19 protein-coding genes and 2 pseudogenes are annotated in these 21724 nt (G+C 67.0%); 11 read left to right on the plus strand and 10 right to left on the minus strand.

Translation table 11 applies throughout. The features are described from left to right. The first annotated feature begins 313 nt into the window (after positions 1–313). The 4 genes from OG842_RS37860 (at position 314) to OG842_RS37875 (ending at position 2836) form a co-directional block, all read left to right on the plus strand. A complete protein-coding gene (locus OG842_RS37860; RefSeq protein ID WP_266734380.1) occupies positions 314–634 on the plus strand; it encodes an agmatine deiminase family protein in 321 nt (106 codons plus the stop codon). A gap of 388 nt (positions 635–1022) precedes the next feature. Next, a complete protein-coding gene (locus OG842_RS37865) occupies positions 1023–1247 on the plus strand; it encodes a hypothetical protein (protein ID WP_266734379.1) in 225 nt (74 codons plus the stop codon). 193 nt (positions 1248–1440) lie between these two features. Next, positions 1441–2019, plus strand: a complete 579-nt coding sequence (locus tag OG842_RS37870; RefSeq protein WP_266734378.1) for a GNAT family N-acetyltransferase — start codon at positions 1441–1443, stop codon at positions 2017–2019. A 595-nt stretch (positions 2020–2614) separates the two neighbouring features. Then, positions 2615–2836 carry a hypothetical protein gene (locus OG842_RS37875; protein WP_266734377.1) on the plus strand — a complete coding sequence of 74 codons (222 nt, stop codon included), beginning with the start codon at positions 2615–2617 and terminating at the stop codon, positions 2834–2836. A gap of 471 nt (positions 2837–3307) precedes the next feature. Here OG842_RS37875 and OG842_RS37880 read toward each other — a convergent pair. Further along, positions 3308–3786, minus strand: a pseudogene (locus OG842_RS37880) (transposase family protein); the annotation flags it as partial. A gap of 164 nt (positions 3787–3950) precedes the next feature. On the opposite strand from OG842_RS37880, the gene OG842_RS37885 reads away from it, so the two are divergent. Beyond that, on the plus strand, positions 3951–4742 hold the full coding sequence (locus OG842_RS37885; protein ID WP_266737227.1) for an SDR family NAD(P)-dependent oxidoreductase: 792 nt from the start codon (positions 3951–3953) through the stop codon (positions 4740–4742). A gap of 415 nt (positions 4743–5157) precedes the next feature. Here OG842_RS37885 and OG842_RS37900 read toward each other — a convergent pair whose 3' ends face one another. Then, positions 5158–6183, minus strand: a complete 1026-nt coding sequence (locus OG842_RS37900; protein WP_266734376.1) for an alpha/beta hydrolase — start codon at positions 6181–6183, stop codon at positions 5158–5160. A 10-nt stretch (positions 6184–6193) separates the two neighbouring features. After that, entirely contained in the window at positions 6194–7483 is a 1290-nt protein-coding gene (locus OG842_RS37905; protein ID WP_266734374.1) for an esterase/lipase family protein, read from the minus strand. 71 nt (positions 7484–7554) lie between these two features. Here OG842_RS37905 and OG842_RS37910 point away from each other — a divergent pair, with 71 nt between their 5' ends. Further along, a complete protein-coding gene (locus OG842_RS37910) occupies positions 7555–8439 on the plus strand; it encodes a zinc-binding dehydrogenase (protein ID WP_266734372.1) in 885 nt (294 codons plus the stop codon). A 6-nt stretch (positions 8440–8445) separates the two neighbouring features. Here the strand turns inward: OG842_RS37910 and OG842_RS37915 are convergent, their stop codons facing one another. Beyond that, positions 8446–8700 carry a hypothetical protein gene (locus OG842_RS37915; protein WP_266734371.1) on the minus strand — a complete coding sequence of 85 codons (255 nt, stop codon included), beginning with the start codon at positions 8698–8700 and terminating at the stop codon, positions 8446–8448. A gap of 220 nt (positions 8701–8920) precedes the next feature. Here OG842_RS37915 and OG842_RS37920 point away from each other — a divergent pair, with 220 nt between their 5' ends. After that, the gene (locus tag OG842_RS37920) at positions 8921–9787 is read left to right on the plus strand and encodes a hypothetical protein (protein WP_266734369.1); all 867 of its coding nucleotides are present in this window, start codon (positions 8921–8923) and stop codon (positions 9785–9787) included. Positions 9788–9983: 196 nt separating this feature from the next. Here OG842_RS37920 and OG842_RS37925 read toward each other — a convergent pair whose 3' ends face one another. Further along, the gene (locus OG842_RS37925) at positions 9984–10322 is read right to left on the minus strand and encodes a hypothetical protein (protein ID WP_266734368.1); all 339 of its coding nucleotides are present in this window, start codon (positions 10320–10322) and stop codon (positions 9984–9986) included. 372 nt (positions 10323–10694) lie between these two features. Between OG842_RS37925 and OG842_RS37930 the strand changes: the two genes are divergently transcribed. Next, positions 10695–11621, plus strand: coding sequence for a hypothetical protein (locus OG842_RS37930; protein WP_328512615.1), 927 nt, complete (start codon positions 10695–10697; stop codon positions 11619–11621). Between the two features lie 981 nt (positions 11622–12602). On the opposite strand, the pseudogene OG842_RS37935 reads toward OG842_RS37930, so the two are convergent. Then, positions 12603–13117, minus strand: a pseudogene (locus OG842_RS37935) (maturase); the annotation flags it as partial. Positions 13118–14068: 951 nt separating this feature from the next. On the opposite strand from OG842_RS37935, the gene OG842_RS37940 reads away from it, so the two are divergent. The 3 genes from OG842_RS37940 to xdhC are packed head-to-tail and all read left to right on the plus strand — an operon-like array spanning position 14069 to position 18781. After that, positions 14069–15532: a xanthine dehydrogenase small subunit gene (locus OG842_RS37940; RefSeq protein ID WP_266737226.1), complete on the plus strand. Its 1464-nt coding sequence runs from the start codon at positions 14069–14071 to the stop codon at positions 15530–15532. After that, complete coding sequence (gene xdhB / locus OG842_RS37945) at positions 15529–17970, plus strand: xanthine dehydrogenase molybdopterin binding subunit (RefSeq protein ID WP_266734363.1); 2442 nt, start codon at positions 15529–15531, stop codon at positions 17968–17970. Before OG842_RS37940 ends, xdhB begins: the two co-directional genes overlap by 4 nt. Before the next feature lies 1 nt (position 17971). Continuing rightward, positions 17972–18781 (plus strand): xanthine dehydrogenase accessory protein XdhC, encoded by an 810-nt coding sequence (gene xdhC / locus OG842_RS37950; protein ID WP_328512616.1) that lies wholly within the window; start codon positions 17972–17974, stop codon positions 18779–18781. 86 nt (positions 18782–18867) lie between these two features. Here xdhC and OG842_RS45325 read toward each other — a convergent pair whose 3' ends face one another. From OG842_RS45325 to OG842_RS37965, 4 genes are all read right to left on the minus strand, one after another. After that, positions 18868–19263, minus strand: coding sequence for a Mu transposase domain-containing protein (locus OG842_RS45325; protein WP_443064033.1), 396 nt, complete (start codon positions 19261–19263; stop codon positions 18868–18870). Between the two features lie 441 nt (positions 19264–19704). Next, positions 19705–20199, minus strand: a complete 495-nt coding sequence (locus OG842_RS37955) for a hypothetical protein (RefSeq protein WP_266734360.1) — start codon at positions 20197–20199, stop codon at positions 19705–19707. A gap of 15 nt (positions 20200–20214) precedes the next feature. Continuing rightward, on the minus strand, positions 20215–20463 hold the full coding sequence (locus OG842_RS37960; protein WP_266734359.1) for a hypothetical protein: 249 nt from the start codon (positions 20461–20463) through the stop codon (positions 20215–20217). Positions 20464–20997: 534 nt separating this feature from the next. After that, positions 20998–21501 (minus strand): nucleoside deaminase, encoded by a 504-nt coding sequence (locus tag OG842_RS37965; RefSeq protein ID WP_266734357.1) that lies wholly within the window; start codon positions 21499–21501, stop codon positions 20998–21000. Positions 21502–21724 lie beyond the last annotated feature (223 nt).

Here is a 21724-nt window from a genome sequence, read left to right on the forward strand (position 1 = left end):
CGTGTGCATGGTCGCGTCCGGGCCGCGACTCTCCCCGGCCGCCTTGACGGAGGCGTTCAGGGCCGCCATCAGGTCACACTGCTCAGGAGTTCGCTCGGTGTCCGGTGGTCCGGGGCATCGCGCCAGGCGTGGAACGCCGCGGTCCCGTCGGCCGCTTCCCGCAGTGCGGCGGCCGTGGCTTCGATGGTCTCAGGGGTTCTGGTACAAATTCCGTGATGCGGTCGCTCTGGGTGAAGGTTGAGCCTCTCAGGGAGGCACCGAAGTCACCTGAGAACAAGCCGCCATCGAGGTGGCTGGGCTCAAAGTCCGGGCCTTGGAAGAGGCCGTGCTCCGGCTGAAGGAGCTGTTGTTCCCGTCGATCGCGGACGTTGCGGTGCTGTCGGTGGACGTGAATCGTGCCGGCTTTGCTCTCCTATGGAAGCGGGTCCTGTCCTCCCCTTCGTATGCCAACTACTACCTCTGCAACGGCGCAGTCATCTCGGCCCACTTCGGCGACACGACGGCGGACAAGGCCGCGAAGGCGACCCTGGCCCGCCTCTACCCGGACCGCGTCATCGAACAGCTCAACATCGACCACCTCGGCACCGGAGGCGGCGGAATCCACTGCGTCACCCAGCAGCAGCCCGTCGCCTGACGGCAGCCAGTGGCTGGCCGGTGCCGCGACGGCAACCGTCGGCGGCGCCGGCCGGACCGCCTCTGTCCGACACAACAGCGGAAAGGCGTGCGGTCAATGGACAGAACCGGCAACGGCGGGAGCGGGCTGGGGCCGAGGTCAGCAGCACGTCGAACTGTGCCTCGTTGTGGACATCAACATCGCTTCCCATGCCGGGATCGCTCTTTACCGACCGGAGGCCATCGGTCAAGGCTTTCTTGTCCATCAACAAGGCGCGCTCGTAAGCGTACCGCGTCCCCTGACGACAACCCGGCCGACGGGGCGGTCGACCCGGTAGTCGTGCCGCGGGCAGCGGCGTCGAGCTGTTCATTGCAAGACACTGCTGGAGCTGCCCGATCCGCCACTGCCCGTGCCGCCGGCCGCGAAGCTGCCGGACCATCCGGCCTACCAGCAGATCATGGCGGTGTTCGCCGCGGCCGATATCCCGCTGCGGGCGCGGGTGGTGTGTGAGGCGATGGACTTGCAGATCGCTCCCAGCCACATCAACAACGTCCGTCTGAAGCTCAAGCGGCTCGCCGAGCGGGGGATCCTGGCCGAGACCGAGCAGGGGCTGTTCACCCTGCCACGGCCGTAGCCCCTCCCGTGGGCCGCACCCAGCCCGCTCAGCCCAACCGATAGGCCGAACCGGGCATCACCTCAGGTGCCGCCCTCCGGGGGCGCCCGGTGGCGCCGATGAGCGCACTCGTCTGCCAGGCCGCCGAGAAACCCCGTTGCGAGTGACCCGCATCGGATGTCTGATTGATCGGTCACCGATCAGGAGAGGGAACATGAGGACGTCGCTGCCCACCCCCTCGTTGCACACCGCTCGCCTTCGACTGCGCGCCTTCGAGGACGCGGATGCGAACGGCCTCTTCGCGCTGCACAGCAGTGCCTACGTGCTGCGCTACTGGGACGCGCCACCGTGGAGCGAACGCGTGCGCGCCGAGAAGTTCATCACGGCTTGCCGGCAGATGGCACAGGAGGGCACCGGGGCGCGGCTGGCCGTAGATCGTGTCTCCGACGGGGCGTTCATCGGCTGGTGCAGCCTGAACGGGTGGAATCCGGACTACCGCAGCGCGTCGCTTGGCTACTGCTTCGACGATGCAGCGTGGGGCCACGGCTACGCGACCGAGGCCGCGCGCGCTCTGCTGCGGTGGGCATTCGACACGCTGGACCTAAATCGCGTCCAAGCCGAGGCCGATACACGCAACGTGGCTTCTGCCCGCGTGCTGGAGAAGCTCGGCTTCGTGCGTGAAGGGACGCTGCGGGAAGATTGCGTCGTCAACGGCGAGGTCTCTGACTCGTGGGTCTACGGGCTGATCAGGCGGGAGTGGCGGCCGTCGTCCGAGCCGGTTTCCGCCCACTGAGTTCCGTCGCTCGGTACCCGGTATCGGCTAACCCCAAGCAACTGATCACGGCGCCTCGTCCACACGCAACGGCGAACTGGATGAAGAGTTGCATACCGTTTTCTGGGGCCGGCTTCGACCAGCTGGTCCGAGAACGGCCGCAACTGCTGCTCGCCTTCCAGTCCAACCACGGGGGTCACGTCCTCCGGGCTGATGCCGTCATCCACTCGGGCCTGCAGAACAAAGAACGCTGCCGGCCGCCGAGGTTCACCGCAGTCCGTAACAGGTACCGGGCGACCTACGGCTCCGACATCCTGGGCAGACCGAAGGGCCCATCCCCGCAGCGGAGCTTCCGGCGCCGAGACCCTGGTCACCGCAATGGTCCTTCCACCGCGAGGACGTGGTTGTAACGTCAGCCGTGAGCCCTCGCAGGGAGGGCCATCAAGGCAGGGGGAGAACTGTGTCAGACATTTCCCGGCGAGCACTCTTGGGTGCTACTGGCGCAGTTGCCGCATCGACAATTCTCACGACAACTGGAACAGCACAGGCCGCAGACACCACGGGCGGCAAGGGCGGGAACACACCACACAGCACTTCGAAGGAGACCGAGACAACCATGGCCGGCGGCAGCCAGACCCTCAAGTACGTGGCATACATCGCGAGTCCCGACATGGAGGTGCTGAACGACGCGACGTTCGGCGTCGGCGCCGACCCCGCCGACATGTGGGCGTATCTCGACGATGCCACGGCACGCCTCCAGGAGAGACATCCCTCGTATTCCTTCACCCCTCGTCTCGTCCGGTACGACCAGGTCACCACAGAGATACCGCGCCCGTAACGCACGATGCGCCGGCCCGGCCCCCAGCTGGGCCGGCGCATCGTGGCGCTGACTGTTGCCGGTACGTGTGTATGGTCGCGGCTCAGGGGGCAAGTCAGCCGGGGCCACGCCCGCTTCTCCGGACCGCCCCGCTCCCGTTCGGCTACCAACGCATCCCGAGCTCATCGAGGTCCGCCCGGCGCTGCTCGGGGAGTTTTGCGGCGCGTTTGCGGACGTTGTCGAGCCATGTGCCGAGCTTGACCACCACACCCCCGGCAGTGCCGTCCTGACGGCCCCCCCAGGCCGTCCTCCGTCTTCAGGCGCTCAGCATGCTTCCAGGGGCATGGCGCAACCGGCTGGGGGAGATCAGAGGTACCAGCTTCCGGTGCGGCGGTGCCCGCCCCGCAGGATCTACGGCGCGGCCACCCTGGTGAGCACCAGGGACAGCGGCTTGTCCGGCGAGGGTGTGGTGGGCTGCTGGGAGAGTGTTGATCAGGCTGTCGCGGTGCGGTCGGAGACGAGGCCAGTGATGGCCTGGTAGGTGGCCGGCAGGACGTCTCGTCGGTGGGTTCAGCGGGTCAGTTTTTCCAGCGTTTGTGGTCGTCGGGAGCATGTTCAACGGTGATGCGCTTCGAGGAGTGCTGGTGGCGGGCTCGCAGGCGGGCTTCGTGGACTTCGGGCGGGCTGATCTCGCTCTCCTCCCGGGGCGCGGCCACCGCCTGGCCGGGGTGGTCACGGCGGAGCCCGAGTCAGCGGTCGTCCAGGAGCACCTCCACGTCGGAGAAGTGCCGGAAGCAGGCGTCGATGCCTTCGTTGCGTGCGGCGGTCGCGTCGTGCATCCGGCCAGGCCGCAGGGCGTCAACCCATAACGTGCGGCCTCGGTTGTCGGCGATGACGGTGGCCTTCATCGTGTTCTGCTTCTTCTTGCCCGAGACGAACGCACGCCGCCCGCCACGTCCGGCAACCGGCTTCGTCTACCAGGAGGCCGGCGCCTACCCTCACGTCGCCACTCGCCGGACTCGCCTCATCAACCCTGAGAGCACAATGCGCCATCGAGTCCGCACCACATCACCGAATCGAACGGCCGTCTGGTGAAAGTCGTGTGACGGCCCGCCGCTTCAGGTTTACTCGCATCATGAACGATCGGACACCCCCAGCGCACAACACCGGCCTGCTGACCGGCAGGACCGTGATGATCACCGGAGCGTCGAGCGGCATAGGCGAGGCCGCAGCGCGGCTCTTCGCCTCCGAAGGCGCGGCCGTCGTCCTCATGGCCCGTCGCGAGGACCGGCTCAAGGACCTCACCCATGAGATCGAGGCATCCGGCGGACAAGCAGCCTGCAGCGTCGGCGACGTGACGCGGGCCGACGATGTCGAGCGCGCCGTCGCGACGGCCATCGAACGCTTCGGCCGCCTCGACGGCGCCTTCAACAACGCCGGCTACGCCGGCTCCACATTCGGCAGATCGCACGAACTGCCGGAAGAGGATTTCGACCGCATCATGGATGTCAATGTACGTGGGACATGGAACTGCCTGCGCCGTCAGATTCCCGTCATGCTGGACGCCGGCCACGGGACGATCGTCAACACCGCCAGTTCGGCGGGCCTCATCGCCACCGGCGCACCATCCCCCTACGTCGCGGCGAAGCACGCCGTCCTGGGCCTGACGAAAGCCACGGCTGCCGAGTACGGGGCGTACGGCATCCGCGTCAACTCCCTGATCGTGGGCACCACCCGGACGGAAATGATCAACGCGGCGGTGACGGCCAATCCGGCCCTGGAGGAGGCATTCGTCGCACGCCAGATCCAAAAGCGGATGGCCGAGCCGCAAGAGGTGGCGGAAGCGGCCCTGTGGCTGCTGAGCGACCGCTCCTCATTCGCCACTGGCAGTCATGTGGCGGTGGACGGCGGCATTCTGGCCATCTGAGCGGCAAGGGGCCCGGGGCAGCCGACGCCGCCGGGCACCCACGCACGAGCGCCGCCGTGATCGCGGCCACGGAGTTGTCCTGCACAACCCCGTTCACCTTGCCGAGCCCGAAGCAGCCCGGGAAGCCGGTGACCGCCCTACGGCTCGAGAGCGCGAACGCCATCCGCAAGGGGCGGCCGGAATGGGAAACCGCCCGAGCCGTTCGTTGGATTCGATGCGAATGCGGGCGATGCGGACGCCGATGCGTATACCGCGCAGCCACTTCCGCGGTTCAGGGATGTCGTTTGCCTTGTCGGCGTGGGGTTCGCGGGGTTTGGGCCGAAAGACGGTGCGGCGTAATTGACTGCCTGTGCAGGACGCCGGCCCGTCCGGGTCCCGGCGGCTTCGGACGGCGCCCGGACGCGTGACGCACACATCATGCCGACAGGATCCCCAACAGTGCTGCGCCGAACTCCTCGGGGCGTTCCAGGTGTGCCGAATGTCCCGCCCCGGAAACGGCGACCTCCCGTACTGAGCCGCCGGCTGCCGCGTACTGGTCCAGGACATGACGGGTCTGCGCCACCATCGGCTGGGCGGGGGTCCCGTCCCAGCCCGGCACCGCGCCGATCGAGCCCAGGTGTGCCAGGTCGAATATCGAGGTGTCGGAGACGATGACGTCATCCTCTCCGCGTACCCACAACACCGGTGGCTTGGGATCGATCACGTGCAGGTCGCCGATGCGGAAGTACGTCGGTGCAAGGCAGTTGAGCACCCCGCGGGTGCCTGGCGCGATTCCCGGCCAGGCGGAGGATGGCGCGCTGTCGCCCGGGTAGTGGTAGTCGCCGGTCCGTGTGGTGAGCATGGAATCGATGTACTCGTCCTCGTGCTCGGGGCGCATCGGCGGCTTGACGTAGCAGGTCGCCAGGACGGTGCGGGGCGAGAGCGGCGAGTCCTCGGTGCGGTCGCCCTTGGCGAGCAGCTGGACGAACTCGGGGTTGGCCGTGCCGCCGCCCGATCCAGCCCCGTCGGGGGAGTTGAGGGTGCCGTCCGGCCCTTGCGTCCCGCCGAAGCCGTACGGGGAGACGGGGCTGACCAGGGTCAGTGAACGCACCGCGGCCGGGTGGTCCCGCAGGTACTGCATGACCACCCCTCCGCCCATGGACCAGCCCACCAGGTGGGGCCGGTCGATTTCGAGGGCGGTGAGCAGCGCGGCGAGATCGTCGGTGTAGTCGAGCAGTCCGCGTGTCGCGTCGACCGGCAGCGGGTCCGTGCCGCCGAAGCCGCGCAGGTCCATTGCGACGGGGCGGTAGCGCTGCGGGAGTGCGAGCAGGGTGGTGCGCCAGAAGGCGGAGGAGGAGACGTTGCCGTGGACGAAGACGACCGGTTCGCCCTCGTCCCGGACGTCGAGGATCTGGACGGTCAGCCGGCCGGTGGAGACGCGGCGGGTGCGGATTGAGGCCATGTCGGGTCCTTCAGGAGAGCCAGGTGGCGACCTGGGAGATGGCTGCGCTGTGCCAGCCCAGTTCGAGGTGGTTGGCGGTGGTGATGGTGGCCTTGCCGCCGATCGTGGGGATGCCGGTCGTGTCGAGCGCACTGGAGATGAAGACGACGCCGTCACTGGGTCCGCGGTTCTCGTTGAAGATGCCGACGATGTCGGGGGATCCGCCGGCCAGTAGATAGGTGGTGACGGAGGCAGGTATCCCGGCGCTGTGCAGCGGTGCGATCAGCGATCCGGTGTCGATTGCGGCCTGGATGCCGCTGCCCGCGGTGTAGAAGCCCTGGCCGCCGTAATAGGTCGTGTACCAGTCCTGTGCGGCGCCGTCGACTCCATATGTGCCGTCCCAGCGTGCCAGCATCTGGCGCTGGCCGGGATAGTTGTCGTATCCGCCGGAGGGCGTCATCGAGAACTCGGGGTGCGCGGTGTACTGGCCGTAGCAGGTCATGTGGGAGTGCGGGGAGGGGGCGTTGATCTTTCCTCCGCACTCGGGCCAGACGGAGAAGTCGTGGGCCCAGCCGTGGGCGTACGGGTAGTCGTAGCCGCCGTTCGGACCGCCGAGCGTGATCAGCTTCCGTACGTCGCCGGCGTATGTCCGCCCCCAGTTCGGCTTCACGGACGATACATACGCGCGGGTCGACATCTCGCCCTTGCTCCAGCCGACCAGATCGACCTTGCTCACGCCCAGCTTCGCCTTGATGACGGCGATGGCGTCGCCGACGATCTGCGCCTGCATCAGGTTGTCGCCCTGCTTGTGTGCGAAGCCGACGGCGAAGACGCGGTGGCCGCGCGCGGACAGAGACTGCATCAGCCCGGTCGATGGGCAGGACAGGGCTCCGCAGCCGTAGCCGCCCGACTCGCCCGGGTTGGCCCAGGCACGGTCCGCGGTGTCGTTCGCGCCGTGGACGAGGAGGACGGGCGTCGTGCGGGATCCTGTGTTCCAGCCGGGGGCGGAGTAGAGGAGGAAGCGGCCCGAGGACGGGCGGGAGGCGCCACCGAAGTAGGTGACTCGCTTGCCGTCCTGGTCGCCTCGTCCGTCCGAGGGATAGCCCTCGGCGCGGAAGCCGCTGGTGGTGTCGAGATAGCGGTCGACACGCTCCCAGCCGTTGGTGACGGTGCCGGCTCCGTAGCTCGCCTCAAGGGTGAGATACGCGGGTGCTTCGGCGGCCGCGGCGCTTCCGCCGGTGGCCGGCAGCCCGGCCGCCACTGCCAGGAGCAGGGCGGGCAGCAGCCACCACCGGCGCCCAGCGTTCCATCTGTACCGCATGTCCCTGCCTCCTTGGCCACGATGCCGATGCGACGCACACGCTAGGGAAGGGGCTACAGGGGAGGGGATGTATGTGGACCACACAAGGGGAACGGTCCGTATGGGGTCAGGTGCCGGACGAGGGCGATCCGCGGGAAGGCCTGACCGCCAGCCACCTGAGCACCGACACCTACCCGATCGGACCGGGCGACACCGCCGTGGTGCACGCGGCGGCGGGCGGGGTGGGCCTGCTGCTCACCCAGGTGGTCAAGGCCCATGGCGGCCGCGTGATCGGGCAGGTCTCCCGCGAGGGGAAGGCTCCCGTCACGAAGGAGGCCGGCGCCGACCACGTGCTGGTCCACTCCGGCGACGGCTTCGAGGAGCGGATCAGGGAACTGACCGGCGGATGGGGGGGCCGACGTCGTCGACGACGGCGGCGGCACCGGGACGTTCCACTCCTCCCGGCCGGCCCTGCGCCCGCACAAAGTGCACGCCTACTACGGCCCTCCCACGGGCGTCCCGACACTGCGGCCGACCGATCTGCCCAACAGCACCCTGTTGACGTATTCGGTGGTGCACCACCACTTCGCCACCCGCGAGGCCCCGCTCCGGCGCACCGGCGAAGCGTTCGACCTGGTCCTGGACGGGCGGCTCGCCCAGCGCGTCACCGGCCGCTGTGCACCTGCACTCATGCCGTCCTGGACGGTGGCACTGCCACTGATGACGCAGGTCGGCTGCGTCACGCCGCCCGTGGCCATACGGACCGACCGGGCGGTTGGAACCCGACCAGGCGTGTCTCGTCGCGACGGGTGTGGGTGCAGGGGGTCCCGGGCGGGCGGTGTGACGGCGTCGTCCCGGGAGCCAATCCGGTTCGGCTCCGTGGCGATCGAACGCGGCGGCCTTGCCTCCCCTTGCGAGCAGTTGCACCGTGCGGTCGTGGGTTCGCAGCGGATGGCATGAGGTTGCTGTTCGAGTGAGGCCTGTCACTGAACGTCGTAGATGCCTTGGTAGTGGCCGAGTGCGGTCGCGCGGATCTCTTCGTCGCTCCAGGTGGCGAAGCGGCCGGGTGCCGGCCGTTCGGGGTCGACGAGGAGGTTGCCGGTCTTCAGGAGCATGTTTTCGATCTGTCGGCCGATCCCTCTGGCGTGGGTCACCCAGGAGGCTCCCGCGAACCACAGGCCCGCTACCTCGGCCGCGGGGCCGGCAAGGGGGATTTCGTCGGCGGTCAGGGCGAACACGCCGTGGAGCCGACGTTCCAGTGGCGCTTCCCGGAAGGCCGGGACCAGGACGGTGGCCTCGGCCTGGCCTGGGTCGTGACCGCAGAACGGCCCCAAGTCTGCCCACTGTTGTTCGGCCGGGAATGGCTGGATCCGTCAGCGGCCTGTTTCCCCGGCCCGCCCTGTGCGGGAGGCTGTGGCGACCATGGACGGCGGCCCGGCCGGCAGAACGGAGCATGTGATGGCCGAGGTACGGGAAGACTGCGCGGGGGAGCCCGCGCAGCGCACGATGACAGCGTTCGACGACATTTACGACCGGGCCGATCCACGCGCCTTCTTCCGTGAACTCGGCGCGTTCGGCTACCGGACACCGCATCACGCACAGCACATCTTCCGCCGTCTGGCAGCACTCCGGCTGCGAGCCCCGGGGGAAGCGGTACTGGACCTGTGCTGTTCCTACGGCGTCAACGCAGCTCTGCTCAACCACGAACTGACCCTGGACGACTTGTATGCCCACTACACGTCGCCGCAGGTGGTGGCCATGACCGCGGAGGAACTGGCCGAGCACGACAGGTCCTTCTTCCGCGCCCGCCGTAGACGGGACGCCGTTCCGGTGATCGGTCTCGATATCGCGCCCAACGCCATCGCCTACGCACGAGCGGTCGGCTTGCTCGACGACGGATTCGCCGAGAATCTGGAGGCCACCCAGCCGACCCGAGACCTGCTGGACGCGGTCCGGAGCATCCGACTCATCACCATCACGGGTGGTGCCAGCTTCCTGTCCCGGGCCACATTCCAGCCACTCCTGGAGAGCGCCCGCACACTGCCGTGGGTCGCCGCCTTCGTACTGCGTACCGGCTCCTACGCGCCCATCGCCGAGCACTTGGCCGGTCACGGTCTGACCACCGAGACGTACGCCGGGCGCACCTTCGCCCAACGCCGCTTCACCGGCGCTGCCGAGCAGCAATACGCCATCGACGCGGTCACCACCCATGGCCATGACCCGGACGGCAAGGAATCGGCCGGCCATTTCCACACCGCACTGCATCTCGCGCGTCCCGCGTCCGATGCCGGCACGCCTCCGCTCGGCGAACTGGTCGCCCCGTGAATGACCTCAGTCCGTGTGCCGCCCCGTCTGCCTTTTACCAGCGCATGCCGAGCCCGTCGAGTTTGGCTCGCCGTTCCGCGCTGAGCTCCGCGGCGCACTTGCGGGTGCTGTCGAGCCATGTGCCGGGCTTGACCACCACACTGCCGTCAGTGCCGTCCTGACAGCCTGTCGGGACGGTCCCCGCCGCCCAGCGGCTTCAGTTGGGGGCGCAGTCGTGGAAGTCGCCGCGGTCCAGGCCGTCTTCTACGGAGGCGACGAGCGGGGTCAGGATGCGGCGGCGTATTTCGGCGTGGGCGGTGGTGAGTTCGCCGGATCCGGTGGAGCGGATCTCCAGTTCGCTCCACAGGCGGCATTCGAGGACGTCGTCGTGGGTGAGCGGGAGTCCGAAGTCGATGAGGTCGGCGAGACGTTCGGCGGGCGTGTCGCGGTCGGTGCTCTGTGTCCGGCTTTCCAGGCGTGCTTCGGCGAGGGTGAAGGAGTGGGCGAGCGTGTCGGTCAGCGGCCGGTCGCGGCCGGTGAAGTGGTAGTGCACCAAGGCTGCGGAGTCGCCGGCGTGGGCCGCGATGTCGGCTATGCGGACGCCGTCGAACCGGTCCCTCCAACGCCGCGCACCGCGCCTCGGCCAATGCGCCCGCAATGGGTTCGACCGGGAGGCCGGCTTCCCGGCGCTGCGCGTTGGTGTCCGCGGCCCGGGCGGCGAATCGCTGGTTCTTGGCCCAGGCCCCGAACGGGTATCCGTCCCCGGGCCAAGCTCGACCTCCTCCGCACTCGCATCCTCCTGAGGAACTGATCCGGCCGCGTCACGAGATCAGCGGCAGACCCGATGAACGCCCCCAGCGAGATGGCGAACTGAGGCCGAATCGCGGCATTGACGCTCGTCGACCCGTACCGCTGTAATCCTTTCTCCATGAGACAACACGGTCGGCGAATACTGGAACAAGAGAAGGGCGAATACCAGATGAAGCTGGGCAGGATGGCTGCGGGTGCGATGCTCGCGGTCGCGACACTCATCGGGAGCGCAGCGTCTCCCGCGATGGCAGCGGCCTGGACACGGACGGCGGACTATCAGCGCTGGACCGGGTTCAACGCGCTGGAGCGCGGACAGGGGGTGGCGACGGACGGGATGTACTTCTACTACGCAGGGCCCGGCGGGATGGTGAAGGCTACTGTCGCGAACGACTCGGAGGTGGCGTCGTCGGCATTCCCGATTCCGTTGGAGCTGAGCAGGAAGTATGGTAGCGATCACATCGGGGACGTGGAGTACTACGGCGGCTATGTGGTCGCCCCGATCGAGGACGGCGACGGCTATCAGCACCCGCTGTTGGCATTGTACAAAGCGAGTGACCTGAGCTACACGGGCCGCTATGTGCAACTGCCTCTTGAACAGATGCCGGGCGGGGTGCCTTGGGTTGCGGTGGATGCCGCCTCCGGACTGCTCTACACCGCCCCCTGGACTCAGGACGCTGCGCAGGGCACGAACAGGTTGGTCGCCTACAGCCTGGACGATTTACTGACCCTTCCGGCTGGCTCGGCGCTTCCGGTGGTGAAAACCGTGACGTTGTCGCAGCCCCTGAGCAGAATCCAGGGTGCCGCGATGTGGCAGGGAAGGCTCTATGCCTCCGTGGATGACTCGGCCAAGTCGGTCTACTCGATCGATACGGTCTCCGGCGGGGTCTCTTACGAATTCCACCAGGACGTCGAGGCGGGAGACGAGGTTCAGGGGCTCGCTGCCTGGGACTTCGGTTCGTCGGGTGGGCAACTGCACATCGTTCACGTGGGATCGGGCCTGAATTCGATCTTCCTCTATCTCCAGCACTACACCCAGACCGGCTGACCTGCCCGAACGTCAGAAATTCACGCACGAGTAACTGGCGTGCTGTCGGCCAGTCGTCATTGCGATGACGAAACGACCGAGCAGCATGCGCTTTCGGGTCGGGAAGCAGACCGGAGCGCCGAGGAGTGCCCTGTCTCCGCACACAGGCAGGGACAGGGGCGTAGCGGGGCACCGCACGGAGTGGGATCCTTATGCGGGGCGGGCGTGATCGCACCACAAGAGACCAGCGTCGATCCTTCGTGACGGTCCGCCGGTTTCTTCGGCGGGCCGTTTCGGTTGTTCGGGCTGGTAGTGGTCAGGCTGATGGCCCGGCTGTCGCGTCGGGTGGGTGCCGGGTTCCACGGCTCCGGTCGGGGTGGTGCTGCTCGTAGGGGCGGGAACTGGCTGGTCAGCCGGGGTTCAGGAGAGCTTCGAGCCGTGCCAGGGCGTCGCTGATCATGTCGGTCCAGGGCCAGTGCTGTGCGAATCTCAGGTGCTGGCGGCGGTCACCGTGCAGCAGGTTCGAGTCTTGCTGAACGCGGGACTGTCCACCGAGGTGATCCGTTCCCTACTGCCCTGCGCCAGGGGCCGGCAGCCGGGATTCGACTGGTGCGCCGACCTGCGGGCCATCCTGGAAGGTGAACTGTCCGCCATGGACAAGCGACTCGATGACTTTCGACGTACTTCCGGCGCCCTTGCGGACCATCTCGTACAGCCCTGAACCGGCACGGGACGCGGGATGGACGGCATTCGGGTACAGGGCGGACTGGGCACTCCATGCCGAGCACCTCAGCTCCCTCAGTCCACTTCGGCCCGGCAACTCGCCAGAGGCCCGGGGCAGGTCGATCATGCCGCCCTCATAGGTCGCGACTTCACAGAGCCAGACTACGAATACGTGTGGGCCGACGGCATACACACCAACATCGGAGACGAGCCAGGGCACAGGGGGTTCGTCATGCCCGGTGTGCGTGCTTGGGTCGGCCGCGCGGTGAGGCCCGTATCGAGATGATCGTCCGCATAGCGTATGTAGCGCAGTCTGCGATATCCCGGACTGTTCGGATCCGCGCTCGGCAGGCTGGCCATCCGCTGATGCAACACGCGGGCCTGGACTCGATAGCCGCACCAGCGGGCTTTCGCCATACGCTGGATTCCTGGCCCGGCGCTTCCCTCGGGGTTACTCCGGAATCAGAACTGTCTCGACAAACTCGTCCAGCATGTGCAGGTGGATGTTGGACAGGACCGGGGAGGCCACTTCGCCTTGCGGCGCTCCGGAGAGCGTGGCACCCCAATTCCAGTCCTCCAGGTACCCGGCCTTGAGCATGTTGTGCACCAGCCGTGGAAGCCGCTGGTCATGGATCCGTGACCCCGGGCGCCATCGCACCATGATTGGCGTAGATCCGCCCGTAGGCCAGCGGATACAACTGCGGAATGAAAGGCTGCCGATACAGCTCATCACGCGGAAGGCCACGCCTGCCGCGTTCACGCAGGACACCCAGCACCGTTTTGGTGCTCCGCATTACGCATACCTCCCTATTCCGTGGTGTCCGAATCACCTGACCTCCTTCGCTCGATGTGGACGGATTTCCCGTCCTCCCTGGCCGGTCGTTACTCCGGCGACTGCCACGAGGCCTCCGTCGCCATAGGAATCGCATCCCATGGGTGATCCCACATTCGTCCCTGTCTGCACGTTCTAGCGCGACAAAGTCGTCCCACACATATCCTTGAATGTCCTCGCTGGGCATCGCCCCGCACCCCGGAAGAACCCTGGCCAACCATAGGAGCCAGAGCAGAGCATGACGCCGGTTTCAGCTGTCAATTCCGGCGGATGGAAGCTTGCATCTTCTGGAGATCTGGCTTCAGGCAATCCAGTCTCTGCCATATCGTGCGGGCCGCCCAGCATGCCGTTTCCGACAACTGAGGCCGGTCACCGCTTTTCTGACATGCTGTTGTCCCCCTCACTTTTCGGATCCAGGTAAGTCATCCGGCCCAGAAACCTCCTTCCGGGTTCCTCCCGGCTGAGCCGGGGATACAGACAGAGCGCCTCGTGGTGCACACGGTCCGTTCGGCCAACCAGCGGTGGCGCCCCAGCCGCGAATCCGATCGGTTCCTCGAGACACCGAGGTCAACCTCTTGACCTCTGTGACCCGAGCCACTAGTTTGCGGTAGTCGTCGAACCATGACTACCGGAAGGAGGCGACCAGCGGATGTACACCAGCTCCGATCTCGGTCGCCTCGCCCAGTGCACGGTCTGGGTTCCGGGTCGGATCGCGCACGGCTGCTGAGCACGCCGTTCTGATGTGCCCGTTCGTGGCACATTCCGGGATTCCCGGCACCACCTTCCAGCACGTCGCTGTCACGTGCCTTTCTGCGCCCACTCCTCTCACGTGGCGCGACTGAACACAGAAAGCTGCCTGAAAATTGGCGAACATGATGAATCGACCGATCGCGCTCCGAAAAGAAGGCCTGTCATGGTAGCGGCGCGGATCACGGTCAACGGGAAAGAAGCACCGATTTCACCGGCTGCGCCTCACACCACAGCGCTGGATTTCCTGCGCGAGCGTGGCCTCACCGGAACAAAGGAGGGTTGCGCCGAGGGTGAATGCGGAGCCTGCTCGATCCTGGTGGCCCGTCCCGGAGTGAACAAGCCCACCGACTGGGTGGCGGTCAACGCCTGCCTGATCCCGGTCGCGGCGCTCGACGATCAGGAGATCATTACCTCCGAGGGTCTCGCCACGGCCGGCGAACCCGGCAAGCCGCCAACCCTGCACCCGGTGCAGGAGGAGATGGCGGTGCGCGGCGGCTCCCAATGCGGTTACTGCACGCCGGGATTCATCTGCAGCATGGCCGCCGAGTACTACCGACCCACGCGCTGCGCGCATGCGGACTCGGACGACAGCACTGACGCCGAGCACGGTCCGAACGGTTTCGACCTGCACGCCCTGAGCGGAAACCTGTGCCGCTGCACGGGGTACCGCCCGATTCGCGATGCCGCGTTCGCCGTCGGTGCACCCACCGAGGAGGACCCGCTGGCACAGCGTCGCGAGCAGTCCCCGCCCGCACCGGCGGCCACCGAGTACATTCAGGACAGCAGTGTTTTCCTTCGGAAGAGCACCCTGGCCGAAACGCTGGAGTTGCTGCGCGGGCGGCCCGATGCGGTGGTGGTCGCCGGCTCCACCGACTGGGGCGTTGAGGTGAATATCCGTTCCCGTAGGGCGGATTGCGTGGTCGCCATCGACCGGCTGTCCGAATTGCGGGAGCTGCGAGTCGAATCCGACCACATCGAGATCGGGGCGGCGCTGACGCTCACCGAGATCGAAAGCCGTCTGGACGGTGACGTCCCGCTGCTGGCCGAGCTGTTCCCGCAGTTCGCATCCCGGCTCATCCGCAACAGTGCGACCCTCGGCGGCAACCTGGGTACCGGCTCTCCCATCGGTGACAGCCCGCCGGTGCTGCTCGCGCTGGAGGCGTCGGTGGTGCTCGCCGACGCCGACGGTGAGCGCGAGGTCCCGTTGGCGGACTACTTCACCGGTTACCGGCAGAGCGTGCGCCGTCCGGGCGAGCTGATCCGCTCGGTGCACATCCCGCTGCCTTTGTCGCAGGTCGTGGCCTTCCACAAGATCGCCAAGCGGCGCTTCGACGACATCTCCAGCGTGGCAGTCGCTTTCGCGCTCGACATCGAGGATGGGGTCGTCCGCAAGGCACGTATCGGCCTGGGCGGCGTGGCCGCGACCCCGATCCGCTCCCTCGCCACCGAGGCGGCCCTGGAGGGCAGGCCATGGTCGGCGGAGACCGTCGAGGCCGCGGCCCGGGCGCTGCGGGGCGAGGGCACACCGATGAACGATCACCGCGCCAGCGCGCTCTACCGTTCCGCGATGCTGGGCCAGAGTCTGCTGAAGCTGTACGCGCAAACCACTGAGGCGGTGTCGCCATGAGTCATTTGTCCGAGCGCCCTGAAAAGCCTGCCGTCGGCGTATCGATGCCGCACGAGAGCGCCACCCTGCACGTCACCGGTAGCGCTCTCTACACCGACGACCTGGTCTGTCGCACCAAGGACGTGCTGCACGCCTACCCGGTCCAGGTCATGAAGGCCCATGGCAGGATCACCGCGCTGCACACCGAGCCCGCGCTCGCCGTGCCTGGCGTGGTCCGCGTCCTGACCGGTGCCGACGTACCCGGCGTCAACGATGCCGGGATGAAGCATGACGAACCGCTGTTCCCCAACGAGGTCATGTTCTACGGCCACGCGGTCGCATGGGTGCTCGCCGAAACCCTGGAGGCGGCCCGGCTCGGTGCGGCGGCCGTCGAGGTGGAGCTCGACGAACTGACCTCCGTGGTCACGCTGCAGGACGCCTTCGCGGCCGACAGCTTTCACGGCGCTCAGCCCGTGATGCTGACCGGCGACGTCGACGCCGGCTTCGCCGACTCCGCGCATGTGTTCACCGGCGAGTTCCAGTTTTCCGACCAGGAACACTTCTACCTCGAGACTCATGCGGCGCTGGCCCATATCGACGAGGCCGAGCAGGTGTTCATCCAGAGCAGCACCCAGCATCCTTCGGAGACCCAGGAAATCGTCGCGCACGTACTCGGCCTGCACAGCCACGAAGTAACCGTGCAGTGTCTGCGGATGGGCGGCGGCTTCGGCGGCAAGGAAATGCAACCGCACGGGTTCGCGGCCGTCGCCGCACTCGGCGCCAAGCTGACCGGCCGGCCGGTTAGGCTGCGGCTCAACCGGACGCAGGATCTGACCATGTCCGGTAAGCGGCACGGATTCCATGCCCAGTGGAAGATCGGCTTCGACGCCGACGGACGCATCCGGGCATTGGACGCCACCTTGACCGCAGACGGTGGCTGGAGCCTGGATCTGTCCGAGCCGGTGGTGGCCCGTGCGCTGTGCCACATCGACAACACCTACTGGATTCCCAACGCGCGCATCGCCGGTCGTATCGCCAAGACCAACAAGGTCTCCAATACCGCCTTCCGCGGCTTCGGCGGACCGCAGGGCATGTTGGTGATCGAGGACATCATGGGCCGGTGCGCGCCGCTGCTCGGCCTGGACCCGATCGAATTGCGGGAGCGCAACTTCTACCAGAAGGGTCAGGCGACTCCGTACGGGCAGCCGGTCGTCCATCCCGAACGGATCTCAGCCGTCTGGCAGAAGGTCCAGGACAACGGCGGCATCGCCGATCGCAAGCGCGAGATCGCCGCCTTCAATGCCGCACACCCGAACACCAAGCGGGCACTCGCGGTCACCGGCGTCAAGTTCGGAATCTCGTTCAACCTCACCGCCTTCAACCAGGGCGGCGCGCTGGTGCTGATCTACAAGGACGGTTCGGTCCTGATCAACCACGGCGGCACCGAGATGGGCCAGGGCTTGCACACCAAGATGCTTCAGGTGGCCGCGACCACGCTGGGTATCCCGCTGCACAAGGTGCGGTTGGCCCCGACGCGAACCGACAAGGTGCCCAACACTTCTGCCACCGCCGCCAGTTCCGGGGCGGACCTCAACGGTGCGGCGGTGAAGAACGCCTGCGAGCAGTTGCGCGAGCGGCTACTGCAGGTGGCCGCCTCGCAGCTGGGCTCGAATGCCTCGGATGTGCGCATCGTGGAGGGCGTCGCGCGCACCTTGGGCAGCGACAGGCAGCTGGCCTGGGACGACCTGGTGCGCACCGCGTACTTCCAGCGAGTTCAGTTGTCCGCGGCCGGCTTCTACCGGACTGAGGGGCTGCACTGGGACGCGAAGACGTTCAGGGGCTCGCCATTCAAGTACTTCTCCCACGGCGCCGCCGCGGCCGAGGTGGAGGTGGACGGCTTCACCGGCGCGTACCGCATCCGGAGGGTGGACATCGTGCACGATGTCGGCGACAGCCTGTCCCCGCTGATCGACATCGGTCAAGTCGAGGGTGGCTTCGTGCAGGGGGCGGGCTGGCTGACGCTCGAGGACATGCGCTGGGACGCCACTGACGGGCCGAACCGCGGCCGGCTGCTGACCCAGGCCGCGAGCACCTACAAGTTGCCTAGCTTTTCGGAGATGCCCGAGGAGTTCAACGTCACGCTCCTGGAGAACGCCACCGAAGAGGGCTCGGTGTACGGGTCCAAGGCGGTGGGTGAGCCTCCGCTGATGCTGGCGTTCTCGGTGCGGGAGGCATTGCGGCAGGCCGCCGCCGCGTTCGGACCGTGCGGGGCCAGCGTCGAGTTGGCTTCGCCCGCAACCCCGGAGGCGGTGTACTGGGCGATCCAGGCGGCTCGCTCGGACGATGCCTCTCGGAACGGTCGTGCCCGTGACGGGCTGGTCGCCGGCGGCGACACCGGCAACGGGCACGCCGCCGACGGCGAGATCCGAACCGATGCAAATGCGCTGAACGGTGCCTGACATGACGTGGGTTGCCGCGGTCGCACGGTTGCGAGCGCGCCGGGAGTCCGGCGTACTGGTCACCGTTGCGACCGTGCGCGGCCATGCCCCGCGCGATGCCGGTGCGAAGCTCGTCGTGGGGCAGACCGAGACGTGGGGTTCGATCGGCGGCGGCAATGTCGAGGCCGTAGCGATCGATCGGGCCAGGGAGATGCTCGCTGTGTCCAAGCCCGAGCCGGAGCTGATTGATTTCGCTTTGAACGACAAGGTGACCAACCAGCATGGCGTGCAGTGCTGCGGTGGCACGGTCTCGGTGCTGCTCGAACCGCTGCCGGTGGTACGGGCAGTCGCGGTCTTCGGCGCCGGGCACGTCGGGCTGGAACTGGCGCGCATCCTGGCACGTCAGGACCTCGACCTCCATCTGATCGACACCCGCTCCGACATCCTCACCGAGAAGCGGCTCGGCGTGCTGGCAGACGCGGTGGCGCAGGTGCGCGTCCATCACACGCCTCTGCTGCCCGAGGAGGTGCTGGAAGAGTTGCCGCACGGCACCCACGTCCTGATCATGACCCATGATCACGCCGAGGACGCAGCTCTGTGCGACGCCGCCTTGCGTACAACCCATCTCGGCTCCATCGGACTGATCGGCTCGGCGGCCAAGTGGGTGCGGTTCCGTAAACGCCTCGCCACCGAGGGCGGTCACGACGAGGTCACCATCGATCGGATCAAGACCCCGATCGGGCTGGCTGACATCACGGGCAAGGAACCCGCGACAATTGCCGTGAGCGTCGCTGCCGATTTGCTGCGCACCTTCGAAACCGAAGGCAACTGAATCTCTACCCGGATCGAAGCGGTGCCCCGCGCTCGTGAGAACGCACACATGCGGGGCACCCATTCGGCACGACTGCGCCAGCCACTTCAACAAGCATCCGCCTCACCAAGGCAGGAGCCGGCTTGCGCCCTTCGACGACCCGAACATCCTCCTGCGCAGATTGTTGGAGATCTCGGTGAGCGAGACAGCGGTGGTACGGAGGTACGGAGCTGGCCCGAGGTCTCCACGAGCCCGTCCCGCGCGCCCTGTGTGCTCGGGGTCGGTGAGGGGCTGACGGCGGGCCCAGCAGCGGGGGCATGCTGTGCGACGATTTCGCCGCCAAAGGCGAAGACGGTGATCTGGTCGTTGCTGGCCAGTACAGCGACCTGATGGTCGATCGCCGCGGAGTCGGCAGAGCAGTCGCAGGTGTCGACGCGGACGTGGTGGTCGCGGCCCAGCCAGGTCTGAAAGCGCCACCAGGTCGACGGCGACCGTTCAATCACCCCAGGTCAAAGCACCGACCAGCCCAGATGGCTTGTCGCACGATCTGACATGGATATTCTTCAGACTCCTGATCACCTGCAAGTAGCCGACACCATCACCAACATCGGCGGCCGTCCCGGCTGCCCATGGCGGGGGCTGTGCGCGTCGGTGAGCCACAAGTCGCACTGGGACAGCTCACCGGGCCGATAGACCGTGCGGGAGACCAGATCGATTGGGGCATGGGTCGGCCGGAGCTCACAGATCCGGCCCTTGAGGATCGTCATGCCGCTACTTCGGCCGGCCCCGTCGCTCGCCAGGGCCCTCCTCACCGTGTTCTTCGAGATGCCCAGATGCTGCGCCATCGACCGGATCGGCATCTTCAGCCCAGTGCAGTCAGGGGCATTGCATGTTCGGGGTCTGTCCGGGGTGCCTGATCCCATGGGACCGAGGGCCGATAGCGGTCAGCCACAGTCACGGCTGGTGCGACGGAGAACGGCGGCGATGTTCGTCTCGTCGTTCTGACGGAAGACGCTGATGGCGAGGTTGAGCAGACTGACCATGGTGCGGAAAGGGGTGCCGGTGCGGAGCTTGGAGTTGTCCTCGCGGAACGTGCCGGTCCCAGACGTGGTGCAGGAGGTTCTCGATACCCCGCGGTGGTGGGTCCGGTCGCGGGAGAAGTGGTCCAGCGGGATGTCGGTCCAGGGAAGCCTTCTGGCCTCCGAATACCGACCGGGGTGGTTCTTCTTGATGTCGGCCAGGTAGTGGGCAACGTCTTGGCGAAGGTAGGCGCCGTGACAGTGCTGGGTGTGCACGGCATATCCGGTCAACACAGCGTCTTTGAGGTCGATGGTATCCAGCAGCAGCTGGAAGGAAGGGATCTGATTGCTCTTGGCGGCGATCCATCGCTGGGCCAGAACCACGCCGTGGTGGTCCATCGCGGCCAGCAGCTGGATCACTGTGGTGGTAGCGGTTCAGGAGACGCGCACCGTCCTGCCGTCCACCGCGACGGCAGGCAGCGCAGGCTTCGGCGGCGGCTCGGACTTTTGTGGCGGTGGTGTTCCGGCCTGGAGATATGAGGCGATGGCCGCGTCCAACGCGTCGATGTCGAGATGCTGGAGCGGACGGCTGACGGCGGACGGTGGCTGCGTGCGGCGCCGGCCGGACGTCGGTGAGCGGGTCGACCCGGAAGCCGAGCACACCCAGGACGGACTGCGGGGCATCGTCGATCCATTCACCGATTCGATGAAAGAGCGGGCCCCGGTGAGCACAGCGGCAGCGGCCGCACATAGCAGTGCCAGGCCGGGTCCCGCAGCCCCCGCAAGCCGCGGGGATCGGGCACCAGACCGATGAATCGTCACACGCGAGACCGGCGAACCGGACCGATCGCGACTTCGCAAATGGACCGCCCCGCGGTGCTGCGGCCTGCCGCTGCAGTCGCCGGATCTCTGCCCAGTCCTCCACGAGGATCGCCTCCCCGCCTGCTCTTGATCACCAAGGCCGGAGCCAGGCGGAGATCACCAATTGGGTCACTTTTGATGCGCCGTCAGAAGGTCAGCATTCGGCCGTCGTCGAGATCCCTGGAGAAGATCCCAGGGTGGCGGACGACCCGGTCGTCATGCCGGCACCCAGCTTGCGGGGTATTCACTTATCCTCGCGGAGGTTCACTTCTCTATTTCAGTCCCGGAATGCTCTGGGATCCAGAGAGGTCTGGTTGATTCGATGCAGTCGATGCCGGTGCGCGGTGAGCCGGGTTTTCAGTAATCGATACGGTCGGACTTGGCCAGCCACGCGTCGAACGGCGCCGTACGGTTCGGCATGTCCACTCGCTCGATCGCCATCGGCCACAGCTCCGCGGGCTTCTTTTCGAACAGGTCGTAGAACTTGCGGTCGTCGAAACCGGCCACCGCAGCGTCGTCGCGATCTGCGGCGAAGATGATCCGGTCGACCCGCGCCCACAGTGCAGAGGAAAGACACATGGGGCACGGCTCACACGAGGTGACCAGGACGCAGCCCTCGAGCGAGAAGGTGCCCAGCTTCTGGCAGGCGGCACGGATCGCGCTCACCTCGCCATGCGCCGTCGGGTCCAGGCTCGAAGTAACCCTGTTGTTGCCGATCGCGAATACCTCACCATCCTTTGCGATCAGTGCGCCGAACGGACCGCCACCGTTCTTCACGCTGTTGGTGGCAAGGTCGATGGCCTCGTCCATCCAGATGCGCTCAAGCTCGTGGATGTTCGTTTCTTGGGTGTGCGCGGTCATGGTCACTTCCTTGTCGCAGAGGGTGAGGACTCCCCGAATGTTCTGCCCATGCGGGACACCGCACGCGCAGACTACCCGGGGCAGCAAGTGGGGGCTCTGCGGTTGCCGCCTTGAAGTCAACTCGGCCGACGACACCCGCGGGGGATCAGCGCGACTAAGGCTTGTCCCGCAAATGGTGTGCCAGGCAGGGTGACCGGCATGACTTGGTACGGTTGTCCGCATT

Source organism: Streptomyces sp. NBC_00376 (genome assembly GCF_036077095.1).
Classification (GTDB): Bacteria; Actinomycetota; Actinomycetes; order Streptomycetales; family Streptomycetaceae; genus Streptomyces.